12 protein-coding genes are annotated in these 13882 nt (G+C 70.7%); all 12 read left to right on the top strand.

The features are described from left to right. Window positions 1-32: 32 nt before the first annotated feature. Entirely contained in the window at window positions 33-1013 is a 981-nt protein-coding gene (locus DCW30_RS19970; protein ID WP_076687131.1) for an aspartate carbamoyltransferase catalytic subunit, read from the top strand. Further along, the gene (locus tag DCW30_RS19965; protein ID WP_076687132.1) at window positions 1013-2299 is read left to right on the top strand and encodes a dihydroorotase; all 1287 of its coding nucleotides are present in this window, start codon (window positions 1013-1015) and stop codon (window positions 2297-2299) included. Before DCW30_RS19970 ends, DCW30_RS19965 begins: the two co-directional genes overlap by 1 nt. After that, window positions 2296-2865 carry a PH-like domain-containing protein gene (locus DCW30_RS19960; RefSeq protein WP_076687133.1) on the top strand — a complete coding sequence of 190 codons (570 nt, stop codon included), beginning with the start codon at window positions 2296-2298 and terminating at the stop codon, window positions 2863-2865. Before DCW30_RS19965 ends, DCW30_RS19960 begins: the two co-directional genes overlap by 4 nt. Continuing rightward, window positions 2862-3998, top strand: coding sequence for a glutamine-hydrolyzing carbamoyl-phosphate synthase small subunit (gene carA / locus DCW30_RS19955; protein ID WP_076687134.1), 1137 nt, complete (start codon window positions 2862-2864; stop codon window positions 3996-3998). The genes DCW30_RS19960 and carA overlap by 4 nt, the downstream gene beginning before the upstream one ends. Further along, window positions 3991-7299, top strand: coding sequence for a carbamoyl-phosphate synthase large subunit (carB, locus tag DCW30_RS19950; protein WP_076687135.1), 3309 nt, complete (start codon window positions 3991-3993; stop codon window positions 7297-7299). The genes carA and carB overlap by 8 nt, the downstream gene beginning before the upstream one ends. A gap of 61 nt (window positions 7300-7360) precedes the next feature. Beyond that, the gene (locus tag DCW30_RS19945) at window positions 7361-8467 is read left to right on the top strand and encodes a quinone-dependent dihydroorotate dehydrogenase (RefSeq protein WP_076687136.1); all 1107 of its coding nucleotides are present in this window, start codon (window positions 7361-7363) and stop codon (window positions 8465-8467) included. Next, window positions 8464-9309 carry an orotidine-5'-phosphate decarboxylase gene (pyrF, locus tag DCW30_RS19940; RefSeq protein WP_076687137.1) on the top strand — a complete coding sequence of 282 codons (846 nt, stop codon included), beginning with the start codon at window positions 8464-8466 and terminating at the stop codon, window positions 9307-9309. The genes DCW30_RS19945 and pyrF overlap by 4 nt, the downstream gene beginning before the upstream one ends. Window positions 9310-9646: 337 nt before the next feature. After that, window positions 9647-9970 (top strand): integration host factor, encoded by a 324-nt coding sequence (locus tag DCW30_RS19935; protein ID WP_005319887.1) that lies wholly within the window; start codon window positions 9647-9649, stop codon window positions 9968-9970. Between the two features lie 38 nt (window positions 9971-10008). Beyond that, window positions 10009-10602 (top strand): guanylate kinase, encoded by a 594-nt coding sequence (gmk, locus tag DCW30_RS19930; RefSeq protein WP_076687138.1) that lies wholly within the window; start codon window positions 10009-10011, stop codon window positions 10600-10602. Window positions 10603-10661: 59 nt separating this feature from the next. Next, window positions 10662-10934: a DNA-directed RNA polymerase subunit omega gene (gene rpoZ, locus DCW30_RS19925; protein ID WP_005319902.1), complete on the top strand. Its 273-nt coding sequence runs from the start codon at window positions 10662-10664 to the stop codon at window positions 10932-10934. 97 nt (window positions 10935-11031) lie between these two features. Beyond that, window positions 11032-12237 (top strand): bifunctional phosphopantothenoylcysteine decarboxylase/phosphopantothenate--cysteine ligase CoaBC, encoded by a 1206-nt coding sequence (gene coaBC, locus DCW30_RS19920; protein ID WP_237283460.1) that lies wholly within the window; start codon window positions 11032-11034, stop codon window positions 12235-12237. Between the two features lie 365 nt (window positions 12238-12602). Then, window positions 12603-13811 carry a methionine adenosyltransferase gene (gene metK, locus DCW30_RS19915; protein WP_062779582.1) on the top strand — a complete coding sequence of 403 codons (1209 nt, stop codon included), beginning with the start codon at window positions 12603-12605 and terminating at the stop codon, window positions 13809-13811. The last annotated feature ends 71 nt before the right edge of the window (window positions 13812-13882 follow it).

Raw genomic sequence — 13882 nt, 5'->3', positions numbered from 1 at the left:
CGCAGACCTCCACACACCGGAGTACACCCCCGATGATGCGACACCTCATCTCGGCCGCCGACCTCTCCCGCGACGACGCCGTCCACATCCTCGACACGGCCGAGGAGATGGCCCGGGTCGCCGACCGGCCGATCAAGAAACTGCCCGCCCTGCGCGGCCGCACCGTCGTCAACCTCTTCTTCGAGGACTCGACGCGGACCCGGATCTCCTTCGAGGCCGCCGAGAAGCGCCTGTCCGCCGACGTCATCAACTTCGCCGCCAAGGGCTCGTCCGTCTCCAAGGGCGAATCCCTCAAGGACACCGCGCAGACCCTGGAGGCGATGGGCGTCGACGCCGTCGTCATCCGGCACGGCGCCTCCGGCGCGCCCTACCGCCTGGCCACCTCCGGCTGGATCGACGCCGCCGTCATCAACGCCGGCGACGGCACCCACCAGCACCCCACCCAGGCCCTGCTCGACGCCTTCACCATGCGGCGCCGCCTCGTCGGACCCGACGAGGGGCTCGGCAAGGACCTGGCGGGCAAGCGCATCACCCTCGTCGGTGACGTCCTGCACAGCCGCGTGGCCCGCTCCAACGTCGACCTGCTCCACACGCTCGGCGCCGAGGTCACCCTCGTCGCCCCGCCCACCCTGGTGCCGGTCGGCGTCGAGCACTGGCCCTGCGACGTCTCGTACGACCTCGACCGCGTGCTGCCGAAGTCCGACGCCGTGATGATGCTGCGGGTCCAGCGCGAGCGCATGAACGCCGCGTTCTTCCCCACCGAGCGGGAGTACTCACGCCGCTACGGCCTGGACGGCGAGCGCATGGCGAAGATGCCCGCGCACGCCATCGTGATGCACCCGGGCCCCATGGTCCGCGGCATGGAGATCACCGCCGAGGTCGCCGACTCCGACCGCTGCACGGTCGTCGAACAGGTCGCCAACGGCGTCTCCATCCGCATGGCCGTCCTCTATCTGCTCCTTGGCGGCAACGAGCCGGCCGCCGCCCACACCCGTACCGAGGAGAGCAAGTAATGAGCAAGACCCTGATCCGCGGTGCGAAGGTGCTCGGCGGCGACGCGCAGGACGTCCTGATCGACGGCGAGACCATCGAGGCCGTCGGCACGGGCCTCTCCGCCGAGGGCGCGACCGTCGTCGAGGCCGGCGGCGCGATCCTCCTGCCGGGCCTCGTCGACCTGCACACCCACCTACGCGAGCCCGGCCGCGAGGACTCCGAGACCGTCCTCACCGGCACCCGCGCCGCCGCCTCTGGCGGCTACACCGCCGTGTTCGCCATGGCCAACACCTTCCCCGTGGCCGACACCGCGGGCGTCGTCGAGCAGGTCTACCGGCTCGGCAAGGAGTCCGGCTACTGCGACGTGCAGCCCATCGGCGCCGTCACCGTCGGCCTCGAGGGCAAGAAGCTCGCCGAGCTCGGCGCCATGCACGAGTCCGCGGCCGGCGTCACCGTCTTCTCCGACGACGGCAAGTGCGTCGACGACGCCGTGATCATGCGCCGCGCCCTGGAGTACGTGAAGGCCTTCGGCGGCGTCGTCGCCCAGCACGCGCAGGAGCCGCGGCTCACCGAGGGCGCCCAGATGAACGAGGGCGTCGTCTCCGCGGAGCTGGGGCTCGGCGGCTGGCCCGCGGTGGCCGAGGAGTCGATCATCGCGCGCGACGTCCTGCTCGCCGAGCACGTCGGGTCCCGCGTGCACATCTGCCACCTCTCGACCGCCGGGTCCGTGGAGATCGTGCGCTGGGCCAAGTCGCGCGGCATCGATGTGACCGCCGAGGTCACCCCGCACCACCTCCTCCTCACGGATGAGCTGGTCCGCTCCTACAACCCCGTCTACAAGGTCAACCCGCCACTGCGCACCGAGCGCGACGTCATGGCGCTGCGCGAGGCCCTGGCCGACGGCACGATCGACATCGTCGCCACCGACCACGCCCCGCACCCGCACGAGGACAAGGACTGCGAGTGGGCCGCGGCCGCCATGGGCATGGTCGGCCTGGAGACCGCGCTCTCCGTCGTCCAGCAGACGATGGTGGAGACCGGCCTGCTGACCTGGGAGGCCGTCGCCGACCGCATGTCGGCCAAGCCCGCGGAGATCGGCGGGGCCACCGGCCACGGACGCCCCGTCTCGGCAGGTGAGCCCGCGAACCTCGTCCTGGTCGACGCCGATTACCGTGGGGAAGTGGACCCCGCGAGCTTCGCCTCGCGCAGCCGCAACACTCCCTACGAGGGCCGCGAGCTGCCGGGCCGCGTCACGCACACGTGGCTCCGGGGTCGGGCCACGCTCGTCGACGGGAAGCTCGCGTGACAACTTTTGTGGAACTGGCCGCCGAGAAGGAATCGGCGGACGTGACCGACTGGGCCGCACGGCTCGGCTGGGTCGTCGGACTGCTGCTCTTCATCGCGCTCGTCTACTGGCTGATGCGCGAGGGCTGGAAGTGGCGGGGCACGCTCCAGAGCGACCTGCCCGAGCTGCCCGCCGCGCCGTCCGACCCGGGCCCCGCCACACTTGAGCTGAGCGGCCGCTACCACGGCTCCACCACGGCGGGGCAGTGGCTCGACCGCATCGTGGCGCACGGCCTCGGCGCCCGCAGCCGCGTCGAGCTGACCCTCAGCGACGCGGGGATCGACGTCGTGCGCCCCGGCGCGAGCGACTTCTTCATCCCGGCCGGGCAGCTGCGCGAGGCCCGCCTCGACAAGGGCATCGCGGGCAAGGTCCTCGCCGAGGGCGGTCTGCTGATCGTCACGTGGGAACACGGGGAGAAGCTGCTCGACTCCGGCTTCCGCTCGGACCACGCGGCCGAGCAGGCCGAGTGGGTCGAGGCCATCAACACCATGATCAAGACCAGCACTACGGAAGGCACCGCACGATGACGACCTCCACAAGGGGAGCCGGAAAGGCTCCTGCCGTACTCGTCCTGGAGGACGGCCGCATCTTCCGCGGGCGCGCCTACGGGGCCGTGGGGGAGACCTTCGGCGAAGCGGTGTTCTCCACCGGCATGACCGGCTACCAGGAGACGCTGACCGACCCCTCGTACCACCGCCAGGTCGTCGTCATGACGGCCCCGCACGTCGGCAACACCGGAGTCAACGACGAGGACCCCGAGTCCCGGCGCATCTGGGTCGCCGGCTACGTGGTGCGCGACCCCGCGCGCGTGCCCTCCAGCTGGCGCTCCCGGCGCACCCTGGACGACGAGCTCACCGAGCAGGGCGTCGTCGGCGTCAGCGGCATCGACACCCGGGCGCTCACCCGCCACCTGCGCGAGCGCGGCGCCATGCGCGTCGGCATCTTCTCCGGGGAGTCGCTCGCCGACGACGCGGCGCTGCTCGCCCGCGTCAAGGAGGCCCCCCAGATGGTGGGCGCCAGCCTCTCCGCCGAGGTCGCCACCACCGAGTCCTACGTGGTCCCCGCGATCGGCGAGAAGAAGTTCACCGTCGCCGCCCTGGACCTCGGCATCAAGGGCATGACCCCGCACCGCATGGCCGAGCGCGGCATCGAGGTGCACGTGCTGCCCGCCACCGCCACGCTCGACGAGGTGTACGCGGTGAACCCGGACGGCTTCTTCCTGTCCAACGGCCCCGGCGACCCCTCGACGGTCGACCTCACCGTGGTCAAGGGCGTCCTCGAGCGCAAGACGCCGCTCTTCGGCATCTGCTTCGGCAACCAGATCCTCGGCCGCGCCCTCGGCTTCGGCACGTACAAGCTGAAGTACGGCCACCGCGGCATCAACCAGCCGGTGCAGGACCGCACGACCGGCAAGGTCGAGGTCACCGCGCACAACCACGGCTTCGCGGTCGACGCCCCGCTCGACAAGGTCTCCGACACGGCCTACGGACGCGCCGAGGTCTCCCACGTCTGCCTGAACGACCAGGTGGTGGAGGGGCTCCAGCTGCTCGACCAGCCGGCGTTCAGCGTCCAGTACCACCCCGAGGCGGCCGCGGGCCCGCATGACGCCGCGTACCTCTTCGACCGTTTCGTCACCCTGATGGAGGGCCAGCGTGCCTAAGCGCACCGATATCCAGTCCGTCCTGGTCATCGGCTCCGGCCCGATCGTCATCGGCCAGGCCGCCGAGTTCGACTACTCAGGCACCCAGGCGTGCCGCGTCCTCAAGTCCGAGGGCCTGCGCGTCATCCTCGTCAACTCCAACCCGGCGACGATCATGACCGACCCGGAGATCGCCGACGCCACGTACGTCGAGCCGATCACCCCGGAGTTCGTCGAGAAGATCATCGCCAAGGAGCGCCCCGACGCGCTGCTGCCCACCCTCGGCGGTCAGACGGCCCTGAACACGGCCATCTCCATGCACGAGCAGGGCGTCCTGGAGAAGTACGGCGTCGAGCTGATCGGCGCCAACGTCGAGGCCATCAACAAGGGCGAGGACCGCGACCTCTTCAAGGACGTCGTCGAAGAGGTCAACAAGAAGATCGGCCACGGCGAGTCCGCCCGCTCGGTCATCTGCCACTCCATGGACGACGTCCTCAAGGGCGTCGACGAGCTCGGCGGCTACCCCGTGGTCGTCCGCCCCTCCTTCACCATGGGCGGCGCCGGTTCCGGCTTCGCGCACGACGAGGAGGAGCTGCGCCGCATCGCCGGACAGGGCCTCACGCTCTCGCCGACCACCGAGGTGCTCCTGGAGGAGTCCATCCTCGGCTGGAAGGAGTACGAGCTGGAGCTGATGCGCGACAAGAACGACAACGTCGTGGTCGTCTGCTCCATCGAGAACTTCGACCCGATGGGCGTGCACACCGGTGACTCGATCACCGTCGCCCCGGCGATGACGCTGACCGACCGCGAATACCAGATCCTGCGGGACGTCGGCATCGCGATCATCCGCGAGGTCGGCGTCGACACCGGCGGCTGCAACATCCAGTTCGCGGTGAACCCCGAGGACGGCCGGGTCATCGTCATCGAGATGAACCCGCGCGTGTCGCGCTCCTCCGCGCTCGCGTCCAAGGCCACCGGCTTCCCGATCGCGAAGATCGCTGCCAAGCTGGCCGTCGGCTACACGCTGGACGAGATCCCGAACGACATCACCGAGAAGACGCCGGCCTCCTTCGAGCCGACCCTCGACTACGTGGTCGTCAAGGCCCCGCGTTTCGCCTTCGAGAAGTTCCCCTCGGCGGACTCGACCCTGACGACCACCATGAAGTCGGTCGGCGAGGCCATGGCCATCGGCCGCAACTTCACCGAGGCCCTCCAGAAGGCGCTGCGCTCCCTGGAGAAGAAGGGCTCGCAGTTCACCTTCGTCGGCGAGCCCGGCGACAAGGCCGAGCTGCTGGCCGAGGCCATCCGGCCCACCGACGGCCGCATCAACTCCGTCATGCAGGCCATCCGCGCCGGCGCCACCCCCGAGGAGGTCTTCGCGCACACGAAGATCGACCCGTGGTTCGTCGACCAGCTCTTCCTGATCAAGGAGATCGCGGACGAGCTGGCCGCCGCCGAGCGCCTGGACGCCGACCTGCTCGGCGAGGCCAAGCGGCACGGCTTCTCCGACGCCCAGATCGCCGAGATCCGCGGCCTGCGCGAGGACGTCGTCCGCGAGGTGCGCCAGACCCTCGGGGTGCGCCCGGTCTACAAGACGGTCGACACCTGCGCCGCCGAGTTCGCCGCGAAGACGCCGTACTTCTACTCCTCGTACGACGAGGAGAGCGAGGTCGCGCCCCGCGAGAAGCCCGCCGTGATCATCCTCGGCTCGGGTCCGAACCGCATCGGCCAGGGCATCGAGTTCGACTACTCCTGCGTCCACGCCTCCTTCGCGCTGAGCGACGCGGGCTACGAGACCGTGATGGTCAACTGCAACCCCGAGACCGTCTCCACGGACTACGACACCTCCGACCGGCTCTACTTCGAGCCGCTCACCCTGGAGGACGTCCTGGAGATCGTCCACGCCGAGGCGCAGGCCGGGCCGATCGCGGGCGTCATCGTCCAGCTCGGCGGCCAGACCCCGCTGGGCCTCTCGCAGGCGCTCAAGGACAACGGCGTGCCCGTCGTCGGCACCTCGCCCGAGGCCATCCACGCCGCCGAGGACCGCGGCGCCTTCGGCCGCGTGCTCGCCGAGGCCGGGCTCCCCGCGCCGAAGCACGGCACCGCGACGACGTTCGCCGAAGCAAAGGCCATCGCCGACGAGATCGGCTACCCCGTCCTCGTACGCCCCTCGTACGTGCTCGGCGGCCGCGGCATGGAGATCGTGTACGACGAGACCCGCCTCGCCGCGTACATCGAGGAGTCGACCGAGATCAGCCCCTCGCGGCCGGTCCTCGTCGACCGCTTCCTCGACGACGCCATCGAGATCGACGTGGACGCGCTCTACGACGGCGCCGAGCTCTACCTCGGCGGCGTCATGGAGCACATCGAGGAGGCCGGCATCCACTCCGGCGACTCGGCGTGCGCGCTGCCCCCGATCACGCTCGGCGGCTTCGACATCAAGCGCCTGCGCGCCTCCACGGAGGGCATCGCCAAGGGCGTCGGCGTGCGCGGCCTGATCAACATCCAGTTCGCGATGGCCGGCGACATCCTGTACGTCCTGGAGGCCAACCCGCGCGCCTCACGCACCGTCCCCTTCACCTCGAAGGCGACCGCCGTCCCGCTGGCGAAGGCCGCCGCCCGCATCTCGCTGGGCGCGACCATCGCCGAGCTGCGCGAAGAGGGGCTGCTGCCCCGGCACGGCGACGGCGGCACGCTTCCCATGGACGCGCCGATCTCCGTCAAGGAGGCCGTCATGCCGTGGTCGCGCTTCCGCGACATCCACGGCCGCGGCGTCGACACCGTCCTCGGCCCGGAGATGCGCTCCACGGGCGAGGTCATGGGCATCGACTCGGTCTTCGGCACCGCCTACGCCAAGTCGCAGGCGGGCGCCTACGGCCCGCTGCCGACCGGTGGCCGCGCCTTCATCTCCGTCGCCAACCGCGACAAGCGCTCGATGATCTTCCCGGCGCGCGAACTGGTCGCGCACGGCTTCGAGCTGTTCGCCACGTCCGGCACGGCGGAGGTGCTCAAGCGCAACGGCATCAACGCCACCGTCGTGCGCAAGCAGTCCGAGGGCGAGGGCCCGAACGGCGAGAAGACGATCGTCCAGCTCATCCACGACGGCGGCGTCGACCTCATCGTCAACACCCCGTACGGCACCGGCGGCCGCCTCGACGGCTACGAGATCCGCACGGCGGCCGTGGCCCGCTCGGTGCCCTGCCTCACGACGGTCCAGGCGCTCGCCGCGGCCGTCCAGGGCATCGACGCGCTGGGCCGCGGCGACGTCAGCGTGCGCTCACTGCAGGAACACGCGGAACATCTGACCGCGGCTCGCGACTAACGGCCGACAGACCCTGGGGGGACACCGATCCGGTGTCCCCCTTCTGGTGAGGACACCTCTCATGTACAAGCTCTTCTTCCGCCTCGTCTTCCGGCGCATGGACCCGGAGCAGGCCCACCACCTGGCCTTCCGCTGGATCCGCCTCACGGCCCGGGTGCCGGTCCTGCGCACCTTCGTCGCGGCCGTCCTCGCGCCGCGCCACAAGGAGCTGCGCACCGAGGCCCTCGGGCTGCGGATGCACGGTCCCTTCGGGCTCGCGGCGGGCTTCGACAAGAACGCGGTCGCCATCGACGGCATGTCGATGCTCGGCTTCGACCACATCGAGATCGGCACCGTCACGGGGGAGCCGCAGCCCGGCAACCCCAAGAAGCGTCTCTTCCGCCTCGTCGCCGACCGCGCGCTGATCAATCGCATGGGCTTCAACAACGAGGGCTCCGCCGCCGTCGCCGCGCGCCTCGCCGCCCGCAGGCCGGTCTTCAGGACGGTCGTCGGCGTCAACATCGGCAAGACCAAGGTCGTCTCCGAGGAGGCGGCCGCCGCCGACTACGTGAAGTCGGCCGAGCGGCTCGCACGCCACGCCGACTACCTCGTCGTCAACGTCTCGTCCCCGAACACCCCGGGTCTGCGGAACCTCCAGGCCACCGAGTCGCTGCGCCCCCTGCTCACCGCCGTGCGCGAGGCCGCCGACCGCGGCGCCGAGGGCCGCCGCGTACCGCTCCTGGTCAAGATCGCGCCCGACCTCGCCGACGAGGACGTCGACGCCGTGGCCGACCTCGCGGTGGAGCTCGGCCTGGACGGCATCATCGCCACGAACACCACCATCGCGCGCGAGGGCCTCGGCCTGAAGTCCGACCCGGCCCTCGTCAAGGAGGCCGGCGGGCTCTCCGGCGCGCCGGTCAAGGAGCGCTCCCTCCAGGTGCTGAGGCGCCTCTACGCGCGCGTGGGCGACCGGATCACCCTCGTGGGCGTCGGCGGCGTCGAGAACGCCGAGGACGCCTGGCAGCGCATCCTCGCGGGCGCCACCCTCGTCCAGGGGTACAGCGCCTTCATCTACGAGGGCCCCTTCTGGGCCCGCGCCATCCACAAGGGCCTCGCCGCGCGGCTGCGCACGAGCCCCTACGCCACCCTCGCCGACGCGGTCGGCGCCGACGTGAGGAAGTCCGCATGAGCGGCCAGGAGACCTTCGGCACACGCCTTCGCCGCGCCATGGACGAGCGCGGTCCCCTGTGCGTCGGCATCGACCCGCACGCCTCGCTGCTCTCCGCGTGGGGCCTGAACGACGACATCGCGGGCCTCGAGCGCTTCACGGGCACGGTCGTGGAGGCCCTCGCCGGGTCCGTCGCCGTCTTCAAGCCGCAGAGCGCGTTCTTCGAGCGCTTCGGCTCGCGGGGCGTCGCCGTCCTGGAGAAGGCGGTCGCGGAGCTGCGGTCGGCGGGCGCCCTGGTCGTCATGGACGCCAAGCGCGGCGACATCGGCTCGACCATGGCCGCGTACGCCGAGACCTTCCTGCACAAGGACTCGCCGCTGTTCAGCGACGCGCTCACGGTCTCGCCCTACCTCGGGTACGGGTCCTTGAAGCCGGCCGTCGACCTCGCGCGCGAGAACGGCGCCGGGCTCTTCGTGCTCGCCCTGACCTCCAACCCCGAGGGCGCCGAGGTCCAGCACGCGGTCCGCGGGGACGGGCGCACGGTCGCGGCCACCATCCTCGGCCACCTCGCCGCCGAGAACGCGGGAGAGACGCCCCTGGGGTCCTTCGGCGCGGTCGTCGGCGCGACGCTGGGCGACCTGTCCGCGTACGACCTCGCCGTCAACGGCCCGCTGCTCGCCCCCGGCATCGGGGCGCAGGGCGCGACCTCCGCCGATCTCCCCGCCGTCTTCGGCGCGGCCGTGCGGAACGTCGTGCCGAACGTCAGCAGGGGGGTGCTGCGGCACGGACCCGACGTCATGGGCCTGCGGGAGGCCGCGGAGCGCTTCGCGGGAGAGATCCGGGTCGCGGTCGAGGGGGCCTGAGAGCCGGTGTCGTCACCCCGGCCGGGGCGACGACACCGGCTCCGAGCGGGACGCAAGGCGGCGCGCCCAGGTCCTACTGACGACATGTCAGCGGAAATCGGGGGTGAAATGTCTGGTTTGCCTAGCTCGACAGAGGCTGACCAGGACTTTTCGTCTGTTCTCGCTGACTCTGGCGGCCATGGCCGCTAGTCTCCGTCGGGTGGGGGATACCCCCCACACCCTCAAGGTAGTGGGGGGAGAGCGGGCAAGCGCATTGCACGTTGCTCCCCCAGGTGTGGGGCGACTAGGTTCCTCACCGGTCCGTATCCGACAGTTCGACATCCGAGGTGACGTAGGCGTGGCTCTTCCGCCCCTTACCCCTGAACAGCGCGCAGCCGCGCTCGAAAAGGCCGCCGCGGCTCGCCGGGAGCGGGCCGAGGTCAAGAATCGACTCAAGCACTCCGGTGCCTCTCTTCACGAGGTCATCAAGCAGGGCCAGGAGAACGATGTCATCGGCAAGATGAAGGTCTCCGCCCTCCTGGAGTCCCTGCCGGGCGTGGGCAAGGTCCGCGCCAAGCAGATCATGGAGCGTCTTGGCATCTCCGAGAGCCGCCGCGTGCGCGGTCTCGGCTCCAACCAGATCGCGTCTCTTGAGCGCGAGTTCGGTGGTGGCGCTGCCTGACGTTCTCAGGCACTCCTGAGAACCTGGATAATCGCTGCATGGCTGCAACATCCCGGGGGACGACCCCCGTACCCCCGGACGTACGTCCGCGGCTGACCGTGCTCTCCGGCCCCTCCGGGGTCGGCAAGAGCACGGTCGTCGCTCATATGCGCAAGGAGCACCCCGAGGTCTGGCTCTCGGTCTCCGCCACCACGCGGAAGCCGCGCCCCGGTGAGAAGCACGGTGTCCAGTACTTCTTCGTCTCCGACGACGAGATGGACAAGCTGATCGCCAACGGTGAGCTCCTGGAGTGGGCCGAGTTCGCGGGCAACCGCTACGGCACCCCGCGCGACGCGGTGCTGGCCCGTCTGGAGGCGGGCGAGCCCGTCCTCCTGGAGATCGATCTGCAGGGCGCGCGCCTGGTGCGCGAGTCCATGCCCGAGGCGCAGCTCGTCTTCCTCGCCCCGCCGAGCTGGGAGGAGCTGGTCCGCAGGCTCACCGGCCGGGGGACCGAGGCGCCCGAGGTCGTCGAACGCCGGCTGGCCGCGGCGAAGATCGAGCTCGCCGCCGAGGCCGAGTTCGACGCCACCCTGGTCAACACCTCCGTCGAGGACGTGGCGCGTGAGCTGCTAGCCTTGATGAAAGTCCTTTAGATCTCCACCCCGTCCCGGCCCCGGCCGGGACATCACTTGAACCCATCGGAAGGCAGAGAGTGTCCTCTTCCATCACCGCGCCCGAGGGCATCATCAACCCGCCGATTGATGAGCTGCTCGAAGCCACCGACTCGAAGTACAGCCTCGTGATCTACGCCGCCAAGCGCGCGCGCCAGATCAACGCGTACTACTCGCAGCTCGGTGAAGGCCTCCTGGAGTACGTCGGCCCCCTGGTGGACACGCACGTCCACGAGAAGCCGCTCTCGATCGCGCTCCGCGAGATCAACGCGGGCCTGCTGACGTCCGAGGCCATCGAGGGCCCGGCGCAGTAAGCGGTTCGTCACTTCACCACAGGCCCGGCAGCACGACTGCCGGGCCTGTGGTGTGTCATGGAGCAGTAGACATCCGAGCGCTGGGGAGACGAAGGCAGTGGCCGAGAAGCCGAAGGTGGTCCTGGGGGTCAGTGGCGGCATCGCCGCCTACAAGGCGTGCGAGCTGCTGCGGCGGCTGACCGAGTCCGGGCACGACGTACGCGTGGTGCCGACCGCGTCCGCACTGCACTTCGTCGGCGCCGCGACCTGGTCCGCGCTCTCCGGTAACGCCGTGTCGACCGAGGTCTGGTCCGACGTCCACGAGGTCCCGCACGTCCGCATCGGCCAGGGCGCCGACCTCGTCGTCGTCGCGCCCGCCACCGCCGACATGCTGGCCAAGGCGGCCCACGGCCTCGCCGACGACCTGCTCACCAACACGCTCCTCACGGCGCGCTGTCCCGTGGTCTTCGCCCCCGCCATGCACACCGAGATGTGGGAGCACCCGGCCACCCAGGAGAACGTCGCCACGCTGCGCCGCCGCGGCGCCCTGGTCGTCGAGCCCGCCGTCGGCAGGCTCACGGGCGTCGACACCGGCAAGGGCCGCTTCCCCGACCCCGTGGAGCTCTTCGAAGTCGTCCGCCGCGTCCTCGCCCGCGGGGACCTGGCCCAGGATCTGGCCGGGCGGCACGTCGTGGTCAGCGCGGGCGGCACCCGCGAGCCCCTGGACCCGGTCCGCTTCCTGGGCAACCGCTCCTCCGGCAAGCAGGGCTACGCGCTCGCCCGCTGCGCCGCCGCGCGCGGCGCCCGCGTCACGCTCGTGGCGGCCAACGCGGCGCTGCCCGACCCCGCAGGCGTGGACGTCGTGCCGGTCGGCACGGCCGTGCAGCTGCGCGAGGCGGTCCTCAAGGCCGCTGCCGACGCCGACGCCGTGGTGATGGCCGCCGCCGTGGCCGATTTCCGCCCCGAGACCTACGCGGCGGGCAAGATCAAGAAGAAGGACGGCGAGGAGCCCGCGCCCATCGCCCTGGTCCGCAACCCGGACATCCTCGCCGAGATCGCGGGAGAGCGCCCGCGCCCCGGCCAGGTGATCGTGGGCTTCGCCGCCGAGACGGACGCCGTCCTCGCCAACGGCCGGGCCAAGCTCGCCCGCAAGGGCTGCGACCTGCTGGTCGTCAACGAGGTCGGCGAGCGCAAGACCTTCGGCGCCGAGGAGAACGAGGCCGTGGTGCTCGGCGCCGACGGCAGCGAGACGCCGGTGCCGCACGGCCCCAAGGAGGCGCTGGCGGACACCGTGTGGGATCTGGTGGCGCGGCGGCTGGTCTGAGGCCGGGCGGAGCGGCCGGTCCGGGGTCTTTCCCGTTCTGGGGTCTTTCCCCTTCTGGCGGAACCGTGGTGGAACTCGGCCAGGTTCCGACGCGTTACTTGACGGGGCGTTCGTCCCGAGGGCTCAATGTCACTTTCGTCCCATCGAGGGCCGCGAAACCGGGGTGAATCGGGCGCGTGGCCCTCTGGTGGAGACTGATCGTCTTGACGCACAATGCAGTGCCGCAGGTCACAGGGCTCCCAAGTGGCGAGACATGTGGTCCGGCGGACGAGTGTGACCGATAAACTGGTCTCGGACGAGCCGGGCGCAGCTCCCGGCAGTCCACCAATGATCAGCCAGCAGCCGCTGCAACCACAGGGAGCGATGTGTCCCGGCGCCTCTTCACCTCGGAGTCTGTGACCGAGGGTCACCCCGACAAGATCGCTGACCAGATCAGCGACACCATTCTCGACGCGCTTCTGCGGGAGGACCCGACGTCCCGGGTCGCCGTGGAGACGCTGATCACCACCGGCCTCGTCCACGTGGCCGGCGAGGTCACGACGAAGGCGTACGCGCCGATCGCGCAGCTCGTGCGCGACAAGATCCTCGAGATCGGATACGACTCCTCGAAGAAGGGCTTCGACGGCGCCTCCTGCGGCGTCTCGGTGTCCATCGGCTCGCAGTCCCCCGACATCGCCCAGGGCGTCGACACGGCGTACGAGAAGCGCGTCGAGGGCGACGAGGACGAGCTGGACAAGCAGGGCGCGGGCGACCAGGGCCTGATGTTCGGCTACGCCTGCGACGAGACCCCGGAGCTGATGCCGCTCCCGATCCACCTCGCGCACCGCCTCTCGCGGCGCCTGTCCGAGGTGCGCAAGAACGGCACCATCCCCTACCTGCGTCCCGACGGCAAGACCCAGGTCACCATCGAGTACGACGGCGACAAGGCCGTCCGCCTCGACACGGTCGTGGTCTCCTCGCAGCACGCGTCGGACATCGACCTGGACTCGCTCCTGGCCCCCGACATCCGTGAGTTCGTCGTCGAGGCCGAGCTGAAGGCCCTCCTGGACGACGGCATCAAGCTGGACACCGAGGGCTACCGCCTCCTGGTCAACCCGACCGGACGCTTCGAGATCGGCGGCCCGATGGGCGACGCCGGCCTCACCGGCCGCAAGATCATCATCGACACGTACGGCGGCATGGCCCGCCACGGCGGCGGCGCCTTCTCCGGCAAGGACCCGTCCAAGGTGGACCGCTCCGCGGCGTACGCGATGCGCTGGGTCGCCAAGAACGTCGTCGCGGCCGGCCTCGCGGCCCGCTGCGAGGTCCAGGTGGCCTACGCCATCGGCAAGGCCGAGCCGGTCGGCCTCTTCGTCGAGACCTTCGGCACGGCCACGGTCGACACGGAGAAGATCGAGACGGCAATCAGCGAGGTCTTCGACCTGCGCCCCGCCGCGATCATCCGCGACCTCGACCTGCTCCGCCCGATCTACTCCCAGACCGCCGCGTACGGCCACTTCGGCCGCGCGCTGCCCGACTTCACCTGGGAGCGCACGGACCGCGTGGACGCGCTGCGCAAGGCGGCGGGGCTGTAGTCCCCGCCTCCATGACCGGCTCGGGCCCGGCTCTTCCCTCGGGAGGGGCCGGGCCTTCGCGCGCTGTCGGC

The organism is Streptomyces alfalfae, assembly GCF_004127445.1.
GTDB classification, from domain to species: Bacteria; Actinomycetota; Actinomycetes; order Streptomycetales; family Streptomycetaceae; genus Streptomyces; species Streptomyces alfalfae.
The sequence above is the reverse complement of the archived record's forward strand: the minus strand, read 5'-3'. Positions and strand labels throughout refer to the sequence as shown.